This is a genomic window from Rhizobium mongolense USDA 1844, from assembly GCF_000419765.1.
Lineage (GTDB): Bacteria > Pseudomonadota > Alphaproteobacteria > Rhizobiales > Rhizobiaceae > Rhizobium > Rhizobium mongolense.
The window spans coordinates 1-19,083 of record NZ_ATTQ01000043.1; the positions used below are offsets into that span (position 1 = coordinate 1).

13 protein-coding genes and 11 pseudogenes are annotated in these 19,083 nt (G+C 59.0%); 8 read left to right on the forward strand and 16 right to left on the reverse strand.

Annotation, left to right across the window (positions count from 1 at the left end; translation table 11 throughout):
* Both A3C3_RS0134880 and A3C3_RS42165 read left to right on the forward strand, forming a co-directional pair.
* On the forward strand, positions 1 to 494 hold a 494-nt coding region (locus tag A3C3_RS0134880; RefSeq protein ID WP_022719134.1), incomplete at its 5' end, for a LysR family transcriptional regulator.
* A gap of 205 nt (positions 495 to 699) precedes the next feature.
* A pseudogene (locus A3C3_RS42165) lies at positions 700 to 2,030 on the forward strand (ISNCY family transposase).
* A gap of 220 nt (positions 2,031 to 2,250) precedes the next feature.
* Here A3C3_RS42165 and A3C3_RS40380 read toward each other — a convergent pair.
* The 4 genes and pseudogenes from A3C3_RS40380 to A3C3_RS44550 all read right to left on the reverse strand — a co-directional run.
* Positions 2,251 to 3,225, reverse strand: a pseudogene (locus A3C3_RS40380) (sensor histidine kinase); the annotation flags it as partial.
* A 580-nt stretch (positions 3,226 to 3,805) separates the two neighbouring features.
* Entirely contained in the window at positions 3,806 to 4,054 is a 249-nt protein-coding gene (locus A3C3_RS47640; RefSeq protein ID WP_233450506.1) for a hypothetical protein, read from the reverse strand.
* Between the two features lie 193 nt (positions 4,055 to 4,247).
* Positions 4,248 to 4,427: pseudogene (locus tag A3C3_RS45770) on the reverse strand (IS3 family transposase); the annotation flags it as partial.
* Between the two features lie 22 nt (positions 4,428 to 4,449).
* Positions 4,450 to 4,629 (reverse strand): annotated as a pseudogene (locus tag A3C3_RS44550) (IS3 family transposase); the annotation flags it as partial.
* A 522-nt stretch (positions 4,630 to 5,151) separates the two neighbouring features.
* Here A3C3_RS44550 and A3C3_RS47645 point away from each other — a divergent pair.
* The 6 genes and pseudogenes from A3C3_RS47645 to A3C3_RS42175 all read left to right on the forward strand — a co-directional run bounded on the left by A3C3_RS47645 (position 5,152) and on the right by A3C3_RS42175 (position 8,081).
* Positions 5,152 to 5,367, forward strand: a complete 216-nt coding sequence (locus tag A3C3_RS47645) for a DUF4158 domain-containing protein (RefSeq protein WP_233450507.1) — start codon at positions 5,152 to 5,154, stop codon at positions 5,365 to 5,367.
* Complete coding sequence (locus A3C3_RS44555; protein WP_233450530.1) at positions 5,364 to 6,251, forward strand: DUF4158 domain-containing protein; 888 nt, start codon at positions 5,364 to 5,366, stop codon at positions 6,249 to 6,251. The genes A3C3_RS47645 and A3C3_RS44555 overlap by 4 nt, the downstream gene beginning before the upstream one ends.
* A 400-nt stretch (positions 6,252 to 6,651) precedes the next feature.
* Positions 6,652 to 7,019 (forward strand): annotated as a pseudogene (locus tag A3C3_RS44565) (Tn3 family transposase); the annotation flags it as partial.
* Entirely contained in the window at positions 7,019 to 7,318 is a 300-nt protein-coding gene (locus A3C3_RS47650) for a hypothetical protein (protein WP_233450509.1), read from the forward strand. The pseudogene A3C3_RS44565 and the gene A3C3_RS47650, both read left to right, overlap by 1 nt.
* 5 nt (positions 7,319 to 7,323) lie before the next feature.
* Positions 7,324 to 7,677 carry a hypothetical protein gene (locus A3C3_RS47655; RefSeq protein ID WP_022719143.1) on the forward strand — a complete coding sequence of 118 codons (354 nt, stop codon included), beginning with the start codon at positions 7,324 to 7,326 and terminating at the stop codon, positions 7,675 to 7,677.
* A 32-nt stretch (positions 7,678 to 7,709) separates the two neighbouring features.
* Positions 7,710 to 8,081: a hypothetical protein gene (locus A3C3_RS42175; protein WP_233450510.1), complete on the forward strand. Its 372-nt coding sequence runs from the start codon at positions 7,710 to 7,712 to the stop codon at positions 8,079 to 8,081.
* A gap of 1,014 nt (positions 8,082 to 9,095) precedes the next feature.
* Here A3C3_RS42175 and A3C3_RS47660 read toward each other — a convergent pair.
* The 12 genes and pseudogenes from A3C3_RS47660 to A3C3_RS0135015 form a co-directional block, all read right to left on the reverse strand.
* Positions 9,096 to 9,759: pseudogene (locus A3C3_RS47660) on the reverse strand (oxygen-independent coproporphyrinogen III oxidase); the annotation flags it as partial.
* Positions 9,760 to 10,012: 253 nt separating this feature from the next.
* Positions 10,013 to 10,525 (reverse strand): GNAT family N-acetyltransferase, encoded by a 513-nt coding sequence (locus tag A3C3_RS0134970; RefSeq protein WP_022719148.1) that lies wholly within the window; start codon positions 10,523 to 10,525, stop codon positions 10,013 to 10,015.
* 3 nt (positions 10,526 to 10,528) lie between these two features.
* On the reverse strand, positions 10,529 to 10,831 hold the full coding sequence (locus tag A3C3_RS0134975; RefSeq protein ID WP_022719149.1) for a type II toxin-antitoxin system TacA family antitoxin: 303 nt from the start codon (positions 10,829 to 10,831) through the stop codon (positions 10,529 to 10,531).
* 392 nt (positions 10,832 to 11,223) lie between these two features.
* Entirely contained in the window at positions 11,224 to 11,421 is a 198-nt protein-coding gene (locus tag A3C3_RS47670) for a DUF2274 domain-containing protein (RefSeq protein WP_376774951.1), read from the reverse strand.
* Between the two features lie 6 nt (positions 11,422 to 11,427).
* Positions 11,428 to 11,930: pseudogene (locus A3C3_RS48820) on the reverse strand (type 2 periplasmic-binding domain-containing protein); the annotation flags it as partial.
* Between the two features lie 4 nt (positions 11,931 to 11,934).
* A pseudogene (locus A3C3_RS42190) lies at positions 11,935 to 12,479 on the reverse strand (type 1 periplasmic-binding domain-containing protein); the annotation flags it as partial.
* Positions 12,421 to 12,783, reverse strand: a pseudogene (locus tag A3C3_RS0134990) (IS5 family transposase); the annotation flags it as partial. The pseudogenes A3C3_RS42190 and A3C3_RS0134990, both read right to left, overlap by 59 nt.
* A 421-nt stretch (positions 12,784 to 13,204) precedes the next feature.
* Entirely contained in the window at positions 13,205 to 14,332 is a 1,128-nt protein-coding gene (locus tag A3C3_RS42195) for an IS91 family transposase (protein ID WP_051154568.1), read from the reverse strand.
* 12 nt (positions 14,333 to 14,344) lie between these two features.
* Positions 14,345 to 15,199, reverse strand: coding sequence for a tyrosine-type recombinase/integrase (locus A3C3_RS0135000; protein ID WP_028740262.1), 855 nt, complete (start codon positions 15,197 to 15,199; stop codon positions 14,345 to 14,347).
* A 303-nt stretch (positions 15,200 to 15,502) separates the two neighbouring features.
* Positions 15,503 to 16,663 (reverse strand): annotated as a pseudogene (locus A3C3_RS42200) (cytochrome P450).
* 306 nt (positions 16,664 to 16,969) lie between these two features.
* Positions 16,970 to 17,367, reverse strand: a pseudogene (locus tag A3C3_RS48825) (NUDIX hydrolase).
* Between the two features lie 1,044 nt (positions 17,368 to 18,411).
* The coding region (locus A3C3_RS0135015) for a cation:dicarboxylate symporter family transporter (RefSeq protein ID WP_028740263.1) at positions 18,412 to 19,083 on the reverse strand (672 nt) is incomplete at its 5' end.

Consider the following 19,083-nt stretch of genomic DNA (forward strand, 5'->3'; position numbering starts at 1 on the left):
ATGTCGATTTTTTAATTCTTCCGGACGTGTTCATGTCGAGCGCGCATCCCAAAGCGAAATTGTTCGACGAGGCACTCGTGTGCGTCGGCTGCCCCACGAACAAGCAGCTATTGGGGGATCTCTCTTTCGAGACATATATGTCGATGGGGCATGTTGCCGCCCAGTTCGGACGAAAGCCCTCCGTCGAGCAATGGCTGCTGCTTGAGCATGGCTTCAAGAGACGTATCGAGCTTGTTGTACCGGGTTTTACTTTGATTCCGCCGTTGTTGTCGGGTACCAACCGGATAGCAACGATCCCATTGCGGCTGGCCAACCACTTTGCGAAAACCATACCCTTGCGGATCGTCAAATCTCCGCTGCCACCCCTCTTTTTTACTGAGGCTGTCCAGTGGCCAGCCCTCCACAACAAGGATCAGGCAAGCATCTGGATGCGGGAGATTATGTTGCATGAGGCCTCGCGGTTGGCTGCTTCGCATGAAATCGGGGTGTCTTGAGCGCTAGACATTGACGGATGTGGCGTTGTTTTTCATCGCTTCTTTTCAGCGGATCGAGATAGACTAGTGCCCGTCCACAAACGGTAAACCGCTGAAATTATTGGAGGAATCGCGATATTGCCGCGGGCAAAGCCCGGCGGTTTCAGGTACACTTTAGATCAAGCCATTGATTCTAAAGACAAACCCGCAACCGCCGGAGCCGACAATGCGCCAAGAACGCACCGTCCAATCCAATATATTCGATCTTTTCGCCGAACACGAGATCGGCCGCGAGCTGAAAGCCATGTCGCAATGGCTGGATGAGCATCGTGATCTGCTCGGGCTGGTAGCGCAGGACCTGCGCCGCCACGGCGTGAAGGAGACCGGCCGCGAGGGCCTGCCGGCGGAGGCCGTGCTGCGTTGCGCCCTGCTCAAACAACACCGTCAGTTGAGTTATGAGGAGCTGGCCTTTCATCTGGAAGATTCCGCCTCGTTCCGGGCTTTTGCCCGGCTGCCATGGGGGTGCAGCCCGAAGAGGTCTTGCACAAGACGATCAGCGCGATCCGGGCCGGGACCTTTGAAGCGATCAATCGCGTGCTGTTGACAAGCGCCCGGCAGGACAAGGTGGAACGCGGCAAGGTCGTGCGCATCGACAGCACCGTCACTTCGGCGCTGATGCACGAACCGAGCGACAGCAGTCTTTTGTGGGACTGCGTGCGGGTGATGGTGCGGCTGTTGCAGCAGGCGGCTTCCTTGGGCAGCGCCATCTCATGGCACGATCACTGCCGCGCGGCGAAGAAGCGATCCCGGGCGATCCAATTTACCCGCGGTCGTCCGAAACGAGTTCAGCACTATCGCGCGCTGCTCAGGATCACGCGCACCACCTTGAGCTATCTCGAACAGGCGGCGGCGCAGCTGCCCTTGGCGGCGGGCCCGGCGGTCGAACGCTGGCAGGCCCAAGTCCGCCACTATAAGCCGCTGATCGAACGGATCATCGCCCAGACCGAGCGGCGGGTCCTGGCCGGCGAGGCGGTGCCGGCTGGCGACAAGCTGGTCAGTTTGTTCGAGCCGCATGCCGACATCATCGTCAAAGGCAGCCGCGACGTCGAGTATGGCCATAAGATCAATTTGACCACCGGCACAAGCGGGCTGATCCTCGACCTCGTCGTCGAAGCCGGCAACCCGGCCGACAGCGAGCGCTTGCTGCCGATGCTGGAGCGTCACATTGGCATCTGGGGCGAGCCGCCACGGCAGGCCGCCGCCGACGGCGGCTATGCCAGCCGCGAAAATCTGAGCGGAGCCAAGGCCTGGGGCGTGCGAGACATGGCCTTCCACAAGAAGTGCGGCCTCAAGATCGAAGACATGGTCAAAAGCCGCTGGGTCTATCGCAAGCTACGCAACTTCCGCGCCGGCATCGAGGCCGGCATCTCCTGCCTCAAACGCGCCTACGGCTTGGGGCGCTGCACCTGGCGTGGGCTCGACCACTTCAAGACTTATGTCTGGTCCTCGGTGGTCGCTTACAATCTCGCCCTCTTCGCCCGCCTCAGATCGAACTGACATCCCATGTCGCCAGCCAAAACCGGACCGGCGGAACGCCGGCAGTTGCCAATGCGCGCATTTCCACCAGAAATCCTGGCCGCCGCAATTAGCACCCATGAGCCACACCGCATGGCTTCAAAGCGGCCACCAAGCGGAACCCAAACGCGCTGCAAGCACAAGAAAACCAGCCGTTTATGGACGGAAACTAACCTAGGGTGACAATCCGGGGCGGCCAACCCTAAGCAGGCTTGACGGGAAAAATCACGCTGACGGTAAGGCCACGGCCGTCTTCTTTTTCCGGATCTGTATCGGAAAGCTCCAGCGTGCCGCCATGCAGTTCCATCACCGCCTCGACCAGCGAAAGGCCGAGCCCCGTGCCCGGCTTGGATCGGCTCTCGTCAAGCCGCACGAAGCGCTTGACGACATCCTCGCGCTTGTCGGCGGGAATGCCCGGCCCGTGGTCGGCGACCGAAAGGCAAATGCCGTCAGGCCGGCGCAGCAGCTTCAGGCTGATTTCACCGCCCTTGGCATCCCCGGAGTATTTGATCGCGTTGTCGATCAGATTGAAGATCGCCTGGCCGATCAGTTCGCGGTTGCCTTGGATGGATATGCCGGGTTCGATGCTGGATGTCAGCACCAGTCCAGCCTCATCCGCAACCGGCTCGTAAAGTTCGGCGCTGTCGGCAACAATCGTTGAAAGCTCGATTGGTGACATCTCCGCGGCGACAGAACCCGCTTCCACGCGCGAGATCATCAAAAGCGCATCGAAGGTTCGGATCAATTGATCGGATTCCGAGATGATCCCATCCAGAGCCAGGCGGCGCTGATCCTCATTGGCCGTGTCAATCGCATCAGCGGCCTTGTTGCGCAGACGCGTCAGCGGCGTCTTGAGGTCGTGAGCAATGTTGTCGGAAACCTGCCGCAGGCCCTCGTTCAGCTTTTCGATGCGCTCCAACATCGTGTTCAGCGAAACCGACAGGCGGTCGAACTCGTCACCCGAACCACCGACCGGCAGGCGCTGCGAGAGGTCCCCCGCCATGATCTTCTTGCTTGCGGCGGACATGCGGTCGATCCGCTTCAGCGCGTTGCGGCCGATGCCAAACCAGATGATGATGGCGCCGAGGCCCATGATCGCAAGCGCGATCATCAGCGCCTGGCGCACCAGCACGCGGAAGCGCTCGGGCTCGCCGAGATCGCGGGCGCATAGGGTACGCTGACTAAGTCGGACGCCTCAGCCACAAAAGCCGTAGCGACAGTCCCTGCGACGATAATGGCGTAGGCGGTTTTGATGATCGTCATGTTTGTCTCCGTTTGGTAATCGTCCACGAGGTGGCACGAGCGGCGTCGATAGCGAAAGTACAACTTGTATTTGGGATAGGGTTGAGAACTGTAAGCAGCCGGAGGCTAATAGTAATCGGCCGCTAATTCGTCGCAGGCATGCTTACCGGCCTCATTCATCGTTCCTAGGTCCACATTCATAACGCCCGGTTTCAGTGGGATTTTCAACGAAAGCAGCGAAAGCTTCTCGCATTGCGCGGCTCCTGGCGGTGTTGACTGACAAAACTGCACTAACTTTTGACGGCAGTAGATTTTCAGAACGCCCCGGGGGGCGCTCGTAAACGACCAAGCATGAACTGTGCCAAAGGAGAAAATCATTTTAAAAGCAACGTATAGTGCAACCTCGTCTATGTCGCAGCCTCGACACATTGTCGGAGATCGCACAACGCGATTGGCTATCAATCGGCCTCGGCAGTTATCTCAAGGGAATCGAGGTATTGACCCCGCCTATTGCCTCACCGAATAATGTTACCAAACGATTTGGCGGGTGGAAGAGCCGGCGTGATCGCCATCCAGTCGCCATTGAGGATCTGAAGGGCCGACTCCTGACGCCAGGCTTTCACCGCCATCTGCACCTTCCGCAGGCCTTTGTTCGTGAGCCGTGTCTGATCGAGGTTCATCAGCCGCTGCAGCACGACGGCTGCCGAGAGTGTCGGCTCAGCCTCCAGCCATGCCCGAATCTGAGCTTCATACGGCCCAAGCATGGTCGGCCTCTTTGGATAAGGTTTGGTCCGCCGATCTTTTATGCGTACGTCGCACCTCGCCAGCTTTCCAAGCCGTCTTCAGATTACCGGTGAAGCGCTGCAGGTCGATGACGACAGGTTCCTCAGGCGTTACTTGAACTCACGACGATCGACGCGTCTTCCGAAATCCTCCTGCGCCGCACGGATGCCAGGGGGCGACATAGAAGCCTTCTCGCTTCAACTGCCGCCAGACCTTCCGAACGACATAGACGCGAAAATTTTGCTCCAAGACACGACGTATCTCGATCTTCAGGCTGATATCGCCGCGGGCGCGAATCTACAGGCGATCCACGTCCAGGCGTTTGGCGACGTTCTCGAAGTAGGTTGAAGGGGCTGTTTGACCGGCCATTGAACTTTCATCCAGCGGCGGTTAGAGCCCCGGCGGTTTTGAATACGCCAAGTGGCGCGGTGGTAGCAACCGGCGGAAACGCGAAGCTCTCATCTCGCGCAGCGTTGGAGCCGGTTGCGGCGATGGTCCCGGCATAGCTTGCCGGGGTCTGATATCCGAGCGATGAATGGGGCCGAAAATGGTTGTACAACAGAGCGACAGAACACCCACGGGACTGAAGTTCACGAGCTCTTATATCCGTGGCACCCCTGGTCGGGACGGCTGATCCATATCCATCAAGTGCTCGACAAGGGAATTGCCGTCTTCCGCTGCAGCCTTACCAGTGATGCCGCTGACCGGTGGCTGGAGATCCCGGTCTGGATGTTCGACCGAATTGCCAGTGCGCATTGGCGCACCATGCCGGTTCCACATGTTGAACTCGCCAGCCTGCGTGCTTTGGCGAGGATACTCGAAGAGGCTGGCACCCGATCACAACGCGAGGAGATAGGCGCAGCATCGGACTCTCACGAAGCGAGTCGGGGAGATGTCCATGCCACGTCAGTTCACGACCTATCAGTTCGATCTGTTCTCGGGCCTACACGGCCCTGTCGGCTCGAAGCTGGGATTTTGGCCAAGTTGAAGAACGTTGTGGGAACACTGCCGCGGTGATTGACGTGTCATTTGCCGAGGAACGACATTTCGCTCCGATTTATGGAGTGGAGTGACGAGTTTGAGCCTTTCGCATGAAGATTTGGTCAGCCGCTGGAGCCTGAGTTTTTCCGATATGGAATTTGTAACCGGCAAGCCGGTATCGGCGCGCCTTGGGCTGGCGGCGCAGCTGAAGTTTTTCATGGGCTACGGCTTCTTCGTACCGGATCGCAGCGCAATCCCTGCCGATGTATCTCATACCTGGCCGAGCAGCTTGGATTTGATGACGATACCCTGAGCGAATATGATTTTTGTGGTCGTACCTCGCGCCGGCATTGCGCCGAGATATTGCAGTATCTCGGCTTTCGGCGGCTGAAGCACGCCGATCGTGAGGCGCTGACATTATGGATTGCTGCCGAGCTGTGCCCGACCGGACGATCGGCTGGTGCAATGCTGGATGAGGTTTTCCTCTGGTGCCGGGACCGGCGCATATACGGCCCGTCACTGAGAGAACTGGAACGTCTGGTTCGTTCTCAACGACAGTGCTATTTCGATGGCCTGGTGGCCGAGACCAGCGCTCGTCTGTCTAAACACGCCGTCGTATTGCTGGAAGCGTCTATTGCCGAGGCAGACGGGCAGACCGGCTTCAATACGATGAGAGGCGATGCTGGCCAGGCATCGCTCGACAACATCCTCTGCATGACGGAGAAGCTCGCCTTCATGCAGAGGCTTGATCTGCCGCAGGATATCCTGGCGACGACCGGGAAGGTATGGGTGGAACATATCGTTCGCCGTGTCGCCGGCGAAAAGGCCTGGGAGATGCGGCGGCACGCTCCGGCCAAACAGATCGGCCTCTACGCGATCTATCTTTCGTCACGACAAGCGCAGCTCACGGACGCCCTGGTCGATCTGCTGATCGAGACAATCCACAAGATCGGATCGCGCTCGAAACGCCCAGGACGCCCGCATCACCTTATAGATCCGCCGGTCGAGAGCGCCTTTCGCCTGGCTCTCCTCGATAATGGCCGCGAGCTTGTCCTTCCCGACGATCGGGAAGATAACATCGCAGACCCGCCCCGCCGGTTCGTCGATCGAGGCGATGGCGATGTCGACCAGCAACTGTTCCTTGCCGTAAACGCGTTCGATATCCCTCGCGATCTCGCCGACCACCTTGCTGTTTGACCATCTCGTCATATTGCTGCTCGATCTGCAATGGCGCAGCACGCCGTCGATCATCGCGGCAACCTCCGAAGACGAGCATCGCTTGAGCTGCGAATAGTCGCGGGTTGCCTGCCGTTCCTTCCTTCAGCACGTCGAGCAATCCTGTCATCGGCCAGCGCTGACCGATCTCGCCCTTGATCGCTTCCAGCCCTCTTCCCAACTGATCACGCTAGAAAGGATCGGCAGGAGGTTCGGTAGCCGCGTCCGCATGCCTGCATCCGGAAGCGCCAGCTTTTGCCGGGCGATTGCCTTCAGGGGTGGGGCGAGCTCAAAGCCGAGAAGCCCCTTCGGCTCCGGCAGAGGCTTGAACGGTGTGATCGATATGCGGTTTTCGCCGCGCCACAGCAGCCGGACCTTGTCAGCCGCACTCGATACCGGTTTGCCGGACGCCTTCGAAACATCGGCGTCAAGGGTTGCTCTGTCACGCGAGGCGCTGGATCGGCGGCTTCTGTTGTGCCTTTATGGTCTCGGCATGAATGCCGGGCTGAAGCGGATCGCTGGCGCAACACTGATGTCAGCTACGACGAGCTGCTGCATGTTCACCGCCGCTTTATCCACGCGCCGGCGCTGAGGGAGGCGTGCGCACGGGTTGCAAAAGAGACCCTGTCGATCCGTAACGCCGCTGTCTGGGGTGACGCGGGGACGGCCTGCGCGTCCGATTCGACAAAGTTCGGAGCATGGGACCGCAATCTGATGGGTCGCCGTTCTGGTCTGCATGGCGGCGGTGGTTGACAGCCACGGCCAAAGCGCCGTCGGCTTCGCCTTTTGCCGGGGAGCTGCAGCCTGAAACTGCATCCTGTTTGCCGATTATTCGTGGCTGGTTGCCGGCGAGTACCGCCCGGGCGGCTATCGATGACATCGGCAAACTGGCTCGGCGACAAGGTCTTGCAGATGCTTTCAATCAAAACGGAGCGGAGCCGATCGTCAGCGACATCATGGCGACCACCGCTGACGGTGTTGGAGCACAAGGCCTGACGATCGGGGGAAAACTGCAAGCCCGGGCCAGGAAGCAAACAGCGTCAAGATAGATCGAATGGCTGCCGAACTGCTGCTGGAGGCGGCTCTGGCGGACGGGTTGGAAAACGGCCACCCACCAGCGCCAGGCTTCATTGACGTCATGGAGGCTTGCTGCCTGAGCCAATTGCGGCCCCAGGAAAGGGATCTGCAGGCTTTGCTGGAACACGTCGATCCGCAAAAGGACATCCAGAATGCGACAGCGGCAGAGCTGAATCGGATGCTCCGTAATGCGTCCGCACTGGATGCGCTCGTCCCGTTCACCGAGGGTCCCAGCAAGATCGCCCGTGATCTCGGCATATCGCGCGGTACGGTCTATCAGGTGCGAATAAGGTTCTTCCAAATGAGCAGGACCAATCGCTCACCCGTTTGACACCCGCGGCCTGCGAGCAGATTCAGACCAGTATGCTTGAGGCTTGCAGAAAAATCGCCTCAGATCACGGACTGGTCATCGAAAGTGCCGGGTGGCGCGGCCTGGAGCCTGGCTTCTCGTTCGAACCTGCGTTCCGCGTCAGCATTCCCGCGCCAGCTGGCAAAGCTCTCAAGCTGGATATGGAGATGTTCGCCCTGCTGGCCGAACAATACGGCCTGGAGGCTGCCGACTTCAAACGCGAGTTTATCGCTCGTGGTGAGCGTTTCCAGATCACCGGCATTGATCCACCAAGACCTAAATATCCCATCTCCGTCGAGCGTATCCCAGATCGCCGCGGCTTCAATTCACAGCCGACAATGTGGTCATGCTGCTCAAAGCACAGGCTAAACCCTGACGTTCACTAATCGTTCTTCAACTTGGCCAAAATCCCAGCTTCGAGCCGACAGGGCCGAGACGCGGTGTTGCGGCGCTGACATTGCTGTTCCATTGGACGGCGTCAATACGACAGCCTTTTGATAGTCGGGACCGACGGCTACACACGCTGGCATCAAGGGCAGAAAGGCTGTGAGTACTATCAGGCGAACAAGCGGCTTCGTCAAATAATCGGTACACTACTGAAGAGTTTACAGCGGAACCAATTCCCGCCGCATGACTTGACGACCGTCGGCCTAATCGAACTGCCGGCGACGCGACTGCCCCGGCGCTCCAATCGCGACCTTCACCCAGGACGAAGCGCCGCGCGGCCGAGGCGACGACGGATGTTCACGCGAGGACAACACTGTGTCGGGTTCATAACAAACTGTCAGAGATCGGACATAGGGGCTGGCGGCTCACCACGTTGTAATTGAAACCTTTTTTTGGCACGTTTAGCGCTTGGTTTAATCCGACAAAATGTTGCGGTACGGAATACAAGGAGGTAAGCGTCATGCGGTTTCGCGCGCCAACGATCCACCCGGCCTTGACGTGCATTCACACAGGGGCAGGCGTTAGCAGAGCCGGCTATCCCGATGCTCATCGATCCAGCCGCGGAGAAGTGAAATCATTTACGCATTCAAATTCCGGAAAGCATTCTCTCGGTCAACCGCATGCCCAAATCCTACTGGACGATCGAAAAAGCCAAAGGTGAACACTCAAAACCTACGAGCCTTAATGGCAAGGCGGTCACCGGAAGCAATCTTGCCGACGAGTATGACGAGTTCGTCTCCGTGTGTCTTCGCCAACGAGCTTGCCGCCCGTACCACGGTGCCGCCGAGCTATGGATTGATATACCCACCGCAAGCAAGACGTCGAGCGATTACGAGACGCCGGCGCCTATCGTCGAGGTCGTCGCTGCTGCTGCTTTATGCTCACGGACGGCAAACCCAACGATGTCGGACAGAGGACAGCCGGCGCGCTGTCGGCGAAGCGCGCATTGGGGCTTCATAGCCAAAACGCGCACCAAGACGATTGAGGTCGACGGCGAAATCACATCAGCCGCTCTATGATTACCGCCCGAAACCGATCCTGCCCGGTCAAGCGATACCCTTCACGGTGGCCAGGACGCCCGAAGCAATCGGTTGCGCATAGGCTCCGGGGGCGACTTCGTTTTGGACATACCCGCGGAAGCTTGCCGATGGCAGGTGCCCCGAGACCGATCAGGGCCACGCACGTGTCCGTCGTGTAACCCTGGAAGTTTCGCTTCAAGTCCCCGCGCGCACTGGCCATCGAAAGTTAATCTGCCGGCAATGCGAAGTGATCAAGACCGATCCGCACGTAGCCGGAATCGACAAGCGCTTCTGCGAGCGCCTTAGCCTGGAGGTTGCGCTCTTCTGCATTCGGCAAGGTCGCCTCATCGATCAGGTGCTGGTGTTTTTTGAAGTCCGGGAGGTGTGCATAGCCGTAGGGGGCGCAACCGGACGGCAGTCTGCACGGTATCGATACAGATACGGCAAGCCATAGATCAGGTCGAAGTTGATGCTGCCGATGCCGGCCTTTTCGCAATTGCTGGACGGCGGTCTCCGTCTGCTCGAAAGTCTGGTTGCGGTTGATGGCCGCCTGGACCACCGGATCGAAACTCCGGACGCCGAGGCTTGCGCGACAGACACGTCGTGACGAGACTCGGTCGTGGGCTCTACCAGCTCGCGGGTGACAGATCACGCCCTTAGGCACCCGTTTGGCCGCCTCAGCAAGGCTGTGATTGCTGTCGAGATTTGGCCGCGCTCCTCAACCTCTCCCGTTGTCCGATCGATCTCGTCGGCACAGCGCCGCCAGGTCTTGGCCGCCTCAAAAAGTCTGATGTTTTCCTTCGCCGCCCCACGACCTTTCCAGAATGCCATCCTTCCTCGCGCTTTCTTTCTTATTTGAAGAGCTGTTCGATATCCACCATCGGCCGAAACAGCTTCATCGGCTGGTCGGGAAACGGCAAAAAGCTTTCGCGCTCGTAGAATCGGCGCGCAATGTCATCCTTGGCGTCAACGATCACAGCGAAGGAGGCGATCTCGCTTTTGACCGCCCGAAAAAGGGCGTCCGCAAGCAGAAACCGGCCGTACCCCTTGCCTTGATGGTGCCGATCGACCGCGAGGCGGCCGAGAAGGGTTGCCGGAACGAGCGGGTAGCGCGGAAGTTTCCGCACTGTCTTTTCCGGCAGGTCCCCGAGATTCACTGCCGTCGATGAAAGGGTGTAGTAGCCAGCCACCGTCCCATCCGCTAGAACCAGAACGAAGGGAGCCGCCATGTTCTTGCGCGCGTCCTGACCTGCCTGAACGCGGAAATATCGATCGAGCGGATCTACGCCGCTGTCGAATACCGACCTGTCGTGCTGCGAGCCGAGAATTTCTACCCGCAGTGTTTCTTCGACGTCGTTCCCCACCCGTCAGACGCCAGTCGCCTGGCGATAGCGGCGCACGGTGTCGTGCAGACGGGCGTTTACCGGTTGCGGATTGAGCAACGCCTCGACGAAGGTCTCGCTGTCACGGACCGACAGGTCCAGACGTTGATGCTCCTCGATCGCCCGGTGGGCGGCCTCCTGGACGCTGGACAATACGAAATCGGTCACCGTCCGGCCCTGGAGGGCCGCGGCGCGCTCAATAAGATTTTTCTGGTCGGCCGTAACGCGCGTCTCTAGACGCTCGCCACGGACCCGGCCGCGCGGCGGATGTATTGTAGTTTGGGCCATCATCATTCTCCTTGGCCTCTCATGTACGGCCAATGGCCGGAGAAGTCAATGAAATGCCGTCGCCCATTAGAGGAAAGTCTTCCCCAACACCCGGACCCTGCAGGGCTAATCCCTTCTACTGGGAGCACGCAACACCGAGAGTAAGGGTTCGTATTGGTTGTGAAGGAGAGGCTGCCGGCACCCTTAGACGATTGATCCCATAAGCATACACGTTCTGGATACCAGCAGCGACCCCAACGGCGGCCACAAAGTAAATGTCAGCCGCGGCGATCGGATCAGCAGCGTGTCCTCGGAGTGGTTATCGCGGCCGGTCGACGAGCGCTACCTGTCGCTGTTCGAACTGGCGCCGCGGCCGGACGCGGGGTGGAAAGTCAGCTGATCGATGTCACAATTTAGATCGAGATGCGGCGTGCCTTCGCGAACCCCCGATCCGAGGCAATGAAGCGCTCCAACATAGGCACGATCAGGCGAACTGCGTCGCCGACTGGCTGCCCAGTCTCACGGGCCAGCACCTCGGCATAGGCGGTGAGATCGCGATGGAGCTCCGCGGGCAATTCCATCGACACCTTCACCGGCTTGTCGTTAGCGATCGGACCAAAGGTGCCGTTCGGGCTTGCGCCCTTCAGTCCAAACTTCGGCAGCGGCATGACGACGACGTCGTCTTTCATCGAGGCTGCGGCTTCCGCATAGACCCAGTGGCCGCCAAGAGCGAGAGCGGCAGGATGACCCTCGGCGTAGAATTGGTTGGTGCCGGACGACTGCGGCACGACCCAACCGCTCTTCACCCATTTCTGCATCATCGCCAGCGCGTCGACGCAAGGTTTGCTGTCGAGCGTTCCGACGGATGTCCAGGCCTTCCGATCGATCAGGTCGCAGCCCGCCGATTGTAGGATTGGGCTATAGGCATAGGTGATCCATTCGGTCTTTATTCCATAGCCGCGAAACGTGTCGATCGGCCATTTGACCCCCTCAAGCTTCGACAGCTTTTCGAGGTAGCCCTCGAACTCCTCCCGCGTCCAGGCGTCGTCCACCGCGCGCCAATCGCTTCGAGATATTTCTTGTTGCCGTAAAGGACGACCGAGGAGTCGGCAAGCCCGATCTTAGATCGCACGGCGCACGGCCGGCAAGACCCATGGGCCGGCGCCGTCGAGCCCGGCTTCGGTCAGCGCCTGGCGAAAACCCGCCTCGCGCAGTTGGCAAGCAGGCCGGGCAGATTGATGAAGACAATGTTGCGCCGGCCGGCGTCGATCAAGTAGCTGGTAATCTCGTATGCGGCGCCCGTTTCGTCCGGCACCAGCGAGGTTACCCGGTCGTTTGCCGCGCGGCAATTGATCATCACCCCGACGGTCCCGACAAATTCCTCAGGCAGCGCGACAACCTTGTGGTACATGGCCGCAAAGGCGATCGCCCGCGGGCGAAAACGGCGCACCTCCTCAATCACCGAGGCCACGTCGCGCCGGCCGCTCAACGTCATCGCGAACACTGCCAGCTCCGAGGTCCTCGCAGCACCATCGAGCCCGCGAATAATTTCGGTTGCAAACGGCGAGGTGATCAATTCATCGGCGACGACCCCGATAAGCGGCATCCAGCCTATCAAGGGCTTGATCTTCAGCCCCCTTGTTTGTGCTGGTGGCATGCCGATTGACATGGATGATGGTGGAATCAACGATTAGGAATTCAAAGTTCGGACTGTGCGCCATCGCGGCGAACACGCGCCACCAGACGCCCTTCTCACTCCAGCGGCTGAAACGGCGGTAGACGCTGTTCCACGCGCCGAACACTTCCGGCAGGTCACGCCAGCGCGAGCCGCTACGCACGATCCAAAGCACCGCTTCCACAAACATCCGGTTGTCGTGGCCGGACGAGCCGCGCGTGCGCTCATCACCAATGGTATGGTGCGATATCCGCTCCCACTGCTCGTCCCGAAGAATCAGACGATTCAAAATACGCATGACTGTCCCTAAACATTATGAATTTGATTTGATCACCCCTAGGAATCTGGAGGGTTCTGTGAGGTCCGGGCGCTGTGCGTGCGACATTCACTGATCGGACCTCATTGAAGCCGGATTGAGCGATGGCGCGGGTTGTTTGGCGCTATGGGGATTTAGCCGAAGCGGTGGATGGCGTTTTGCAGGGTTGAGCCTTGCCCGAGCCTGGACAGGTCTGGAAGGAGATTCGTGCCGGTATTTGCGGTGTGTTTGACGCGCCTGTCGGCTGGTTTGCATCGACCGAAACGTCGCTCGGGCACGACTGGCCAAAGCACTCGCACCGCGGCTCTTCGGCATGCCGACGCTGATCGTTGCAATGATGCCGCGCGTGATATGATCATGAACTGGCGTTCCATGCTGGCCGACATACCGGCTGGAGCGGGGTTCACGCGCCGATGATCGTCATGGTTCCGCCGCAACAGGAGCAGCGGTGCGGCAAAGGTGGTGGCTTTGCGTCCGGTTCTTCGACCGGGTGTTCCGGCGGCGGGACGTCGAGCAGGCTTCGGCACAGGTCCAGCTTCAGTTGCCGATGGCCATTGGCAAGCAGGCCGTAATGACGAATGCGGTGAAAGCCGTCCGGAACGGTGTGAAGCAGGAAACGGCGGATGAACTCGTGGGCATCGAGCGTCATTACCTTTTGCCTGCCGCCCGTTCGATAATCCTTCCATCGGAATGTGACGTGATCGCCATCGATGCTGACGAGGCGGGAATTGGAGATGGCAATGCGATGGGTATAGCGCCCGAGATAGGCGAGCACCTGTTCGGGTCCGGCAAATGGCGGCTTGGCATAGACCACCCAGTCGACACGCCGCGTTTCTTTGACAATGCGATTGAACGCCGCCGGATCGGCCAGGCCGGCGATATCGCCAAAGAACCGAAGCTGGTCCAGGTCGTAGGCCTGCTTCAGCTCTTCAAGAAACAGCCGCCTGAACAGGCGTGACAGAACGCGCACGGGCAGGAAGAAGTTTGCCCGGCAGGCAACCCAACGGGACTGGTCCGCCGACAATCCGCCGCCCGGCACGATGCAATGGATATGAGGGTGATAATGGAGGTTCTGTCCCCAGGAGTGCAGCACCGCGATGAAGCCGATCTCTGCACCCAGATGCCTGGGATCGGCAGTAAGCTTGCGCAACGTCTCGGCGACGGCGCGAAACAGGATCGTGTAAACGGCATTTTTGTTCTGGAAGGCGATTGCGGCGATCTGCTGCGGTAGGGTGAAGACCACGTGGAAATAGCCGACAGGCAGAAGGTCGGCCTGTCGGGCAGCAAGCCAGTCACGGCTCGCCTGTCCCTGGCACTTTGGGCAATGCCGGTTGCGACAGGAATTATAGGCGATGCGGAACGCCGCGCAGTCCTGACATTGCTGGACATGCCCGCCCAGGCGAGCGGTCCGGCACATCTCGACCGCACTCATGACTCGGCGTTCGACACGCCCGAGATGAGCGTCGTGTGTTTGACGATATCTTTCGCCGTGGCGGCGAAAAATGTCCGCCACCTCCAGTCCCACCGCCATGGCGGAGCTTGCTCAGCTTGGCGGCACCACCTCCAGCGTCAGCCGGTCGAGCGGGCTGGTCGTGCTGCGGATCAGGGTATTGGAAACCTTCGTGTAGCGTGCCGTGGTGGACAGATTGTTGTGGCCGAGCAAAACCTGGATGATGCGGATGTCGGTTCCGCTTTCTAGAAGATGGGTGGCAAAGCTGTGGCGCAGCGTATGTACCGTCACCCTTTTGTTGATGCCGGCCGCGGTGCACGCCGAACGGCAGGCAGAATACAGAACCTGGACGTCGATGGGCTTGGTCTCGTCCCGGCCCGGAAACAGCCAGACCTCGGGTCTCGCCAGCCGCCAATAGACCCGCAGGATCGCGAGCAACTGCGCTGACAGCATGACGTTGCGATCCTTTCCGCCCTTGCCATGCTCGACGCGGATGATGCCGCGTTCGCCATCAATGTTGCGGACCTTGAGATGGACAGCTTCCGAGGCGCGCAGCCCCGCCGCATAAGCTGTCGTCAGTGCGGTGCGGGTCCTCAGGCTTGGAACCGCTTCCAGAAACCGCACGATCTCGTCGCCGTTGAGGATCGTCGGCAGCTTGGCCGGGGCATAGGCAATGCGCTCCGGTATCTCGGCACGACCAAGCGTGACGCCAAAGAAGAACCGCAGGGCACAAACTGTCTGGATCAAGGCCGGCCATGATAGGCCCGATGAGATTAGATGCACCTGAAACGCGCGCACGTCTTCCAGTCCAAGACGGTCTGGCGATCGCCCGAAATAGCGCGAGAACTTCGTCACCGCATGCAAATACGATCGTTGCGTCGCTGGCGAAAGATTGCGGATCGTCATGTCATCGATCATGCGTCGGCGGAGCGGGCTTATCTCTGTCATCGTCATCTCCTGTTCAAAGGTTGGGCTAAAACAGCCCAATCCTTCAAATCAGAAGCGCATCATGCAAATCCCGCGCTCCAAATGCCGCGCAAGCGGCTTCGTTCAATCCAAGAGTCCGTTAGGGCTCCCGGACCGTAGACGAATCTTCTTGCACGTCACATGCCGTGGCATGCTGTAACAAGAATGCCCACTGATTGGGGAATCATTGCACTGAGAGCCCCTGTCATCCGTTCACTCCTGTTTAAAGCACCACAGTATGGTGCGGCTGAGGGCCCTTGTTTTTCGCTACAGCCGACGAGGCGGTCAGGACCAGGTCAGAATCAAATTTTGAACCCCGAATACATGGCCCCCATGGGAAATCGGCGCCGTATCGTCCTTGATCCGAAAGGTGGGGATCCGCGCCAGCCATTCGTGGACCCCTATAGCAATCTCCCGCCGGGCAAGGTTTGCCCCGAGGCAAAGATGGGGACCATAGCCAAACGCTATGTGGCCGTTGCCCTGTCGTGTCAGGTCGATCGTGTCAGGGCACTTAAATTCGGTGGGGTCGCGGTTAGCAATCGTCGTGGCGCAGGAAACGAAGTCTCCCTTACGGATCGATACACCTTCAAAGTCGACATCTTTCGTAGCCACACGAATAATCTGAACGGTTGAATAGGCGCTCAACAGTTCTTCAACCGCGAGCGCGATCCGGTCCGGCTCTCTCCGCAGCAATTCCTGATCCTCTGGATTGCGTGCGAGATAGGCCAGGTCAAAGCCTATCGCGGCAGCGACCGTGTCTAGTCCCGCAATCAAGAAAAGCACGCCGATACCGCGGACTTCCTCGTTTGTCAGGGAGCGACCCTCAACCTGCGCCCGCACGACGAACGTCATGAAATCGGCAGCTGGTTGCTTCCGACGCATCGCTGCAACTTCGTCAATAAAATTCACGATCGATTGGGCCGCCTCCGTTCGCTTAACACCATTGCCGTGGAGCAAGTCGCTTACCCAGCGAATAAGAACGTCGGATCGGCTGTTCGAGAGCCCCATAAAACCGAGGTAAACGTCAACTGTGAATGGAATGGCGAAATCCTTCATGACGTCACAGCTGGTGGTCGATCAGCGCACTCGCTTGCTTACGGACTTTCCGCTCCAATGCCATCACTCGCCTCGGGGTGAACAGCGGATCTAGGAGTGCACGAAAGATGCAATGGGCCGGTGGTTGGAGCTCGAGCGGGATCATTGGCCAGTCTTCGCCGAGCGCGGAGGAGAAGATGCTGCGATGGCTGGAAAAGGTTTCGATATCCTCTAGCACCTTGCGCTGGTCGCGCGCGCGGGTGATTACCCACGTACCCCGTCCATCTCGCGTGTTAAAGGGGAATAGAAAATGTGGGGCTTTCCGTGAACGCGAGCAACAGCTGCGTGCGGGTCTCCGTTCGCGGTTGGTGCCATGCCGGGCGATGTGAACAGACTGAAGTCCCTGACCAACGCGGATGGAACATGATCCGGAATGGAATCTGATCAAGACGAGGAGTGATTTATGACAAATTTTTCCATGCCTTAGCCTCAGAATGGTCAAGATGTTATAAAAAAGGCTGTGTCGCGCCTCCGACAAAACCGACTGAAGGTATTTGATGAGGTCACCTCACGCCGCTATCGCCAGTTCGGCGCTTTGAAGTGTCTTCACCGTTGCCGCGTTGACCAGAGGTTTGGAGATCGCAAACACATCTTTAGGCGCGTATCGATCCGCAGTCAGGTATGCTGAGCCAATCTCATTTTCCGGTTTCGCCGGAGCTAAATTTGGCGTCCAAATCCGGAAATGAGGCTCTTCAGCTCCCGTTCGAGAACCCGTGAAGACGCCTCGGTCGGTGGCAGCCAGATTAGCACGCGTTCTCGACACTCCGGAAATGTGAATCTAACCTTCTTAACCCGCAGGAGATGAACTTCCACGACGCACTGAATAGAGCGGTTGTTTTGAACCCTCTTCAAATATGTGTAGTACCCGTATGGCTTCTTCTTGGCTTTGCCTTTTACGCCGGCTTCTTCCCACGCTTCACGTTCCGCAACTTCCATCCCTTCGGGATGGTCCAGCGGTGCGTTTCGCGTGTCGTGATCAGAAGAACTTCGAGGATCCCGTCAGGATTGGCCCGAAAGCAGATGGCACCGACTTGATTGGCAGCCTTCCCATGCATTATTGCCTCCGTATGCGGAGCGGGCCGCACACTCGCCCAAGCGAGAACAGCGAATTTGAGAGTGCACCAAGGATGCCATATACCGATGGATGTAGCTCGAGCGGGATCATTGACCGACGTTCGCTGAGCGCTGGGAAAAGGTGCTGCGATGACTAGAAAAGGTCTGCAGGTCATGCAGCGCCTTGCGCTGGTCTCGCGGGCGCGGGATCAGCCGGGTACCTCGTCCATCGCGCGTGTCAAAGGGAATACGAGACAGGGGGTTCTCCATGGATGCCACAGGTGCGTGTAGTGGGTCTCCATTGGGGCGCTGGTACATGCCGGACGATGTAAACAGTGAAGTCCCCCACAAAATCGGGTGGGATATGCGCCACTCATCAGCTGGATCGTTTTTAGGTGGGGCAGGGTCGCTAATCTCGTCAGCGGTCTTCGGCTTCCCAAGCGAAAAGCGAGCGAGAGGACTCGCCGCGCGGCGGTACTTTCTCAGGCTCGAATGGCGCGATGAAGAAGCCCGATCACGCGCTGGCTGACGGCGACGGGCAACATGGTTCAAAAAGATCGGAACCGGCATCACAACGCACTCAAAAATGGAGCGAAACGATGAGATTATCCTCTTCCATGCAGCGTAATACTTTTCCAAGTTTTCTTCTTCCTTTCCTCCATCGCGCCTACCCGCGATACAGCTGCAGGCCCGTAGTGGCTCGCCGCTTTGTGATGGAGAGGTTTCAAATCTCATGCCAATCTGACTAGTTAGGCCGCAGAAATGTTTTTTATAACCGCTTTCAGCTATTTAGGCCTCGGGAAAGCGAGAGGTTGACGCGACTGGCCTGTGTCGCGGATGCAACAAAAAACAGGTGCGTTTTCTTTTCGAATGAGGGCAGGAAGTCGGGGAGCTCCAATCAACGAGCTACTGGGTCCCTCCCCGGCGGTGCGGCTTCCAGTTGTCTTCGTATGCTGCAGGCAAGGCGCGCCCATCAGCGCAAAAAAAGCGCGATCTGGAGACCAGATCGCGCCAAACCGCACTTGCCGTGCGGGCCCTGGGAGGCATTACTTGGCCGGCTTCACCGGCGGAATGATTTCGATCGGCACCTCGCCGGCAAGCGCGGCCGAGAGCTGCGCTCGATCGAGCTCGCCTTCCCACTTCGCCACGACGAGCGTTGCAATTGCATTGCCGATAATATTGGTAATTGCCCGACATTCCGACATGAAACGGTCGATGCCGAGGATCAGCGCCATGCCGGCGACCGGCACCGCCGGAACGACCGAGAGCGTCGCGGCAAGCGTGATGAAGCCGGCGCCGGTGATACCTGCGGCACCCTTGGAGCTCAGCATGGCGACGAGCAGCAGCAGGATCTGGTCGCCGAGAGAGAGCGGTGTGTCGGTCGCCTGGGCGATGAAGAGCGCCGCAAGCGTCATGTAGATGTTGGTGCCGTCGAGGTTAAAGGAAAAGCCGGTTGGGATGACGAGACCCACGACCGAACGCTTGCAGCCCGCCTTCTCCATCTTGTTCATGAGGCCCGGAAGAGCCGCTTCCGAGGACGAGGTGCCCAGTACCAGCAGCAGTTCCTCCTTGATGTAGCGGATGAGCGAGACGATCGAGAAACCGTTATANCGCGCCACCGCACCGAGCACGAGGAAGACGAACAGGAACGAGGTGAGATAGAAGGTGCCGATCAACATGGCGAGGTTGGCGATCGAGGCGACGCCGTATTTGCCGAT

Coding starts and splice junctions, on each gene's coding strand:
- A3C3_RS47655 (WP_022719143.1), top strand. CDS start 7,324: ATGGCTGCCGAACTGCTGCTGGAGGCGGCTCTGGCGGACGGGTTGGAA.
- A3C3_RS42175 (WP_233450510.1), top strand. CDS start 7,710: ATGCTTGAGGCTTGCAGAAAAATCGCCTCAGATCACGGACTGGTCATC.
- A3C3_RS0135000 (WP_028740262.1), bottom strand. CDS start 15,199: ATGACAGAGATAAGCCCGCTCCGCCGACGCATGATCGATGACATGACG.
- A3C3_RS42195 (WP_051154568.1), bottom strand. CDS start 14,332: ATGGCGGTGGGACTGGAGGTGGCGGACATTTTTCGCCGCCACGGCGAA.
- A3C3_RS47640 (WP_233450506.1), bottom strand. CDS start 4,054: ATGCTTGGGCCGTATGAAGCTCAGATTCGGGCATGGCTGGAGGCTGAG.
- A3C3_RS0134975 (WP_022719149.1), bottom strand. CDS start 10,831: ATGGCCCAAACTACAATACATCCGCCGCGCGGCCGGGTCCGTGGCGAG.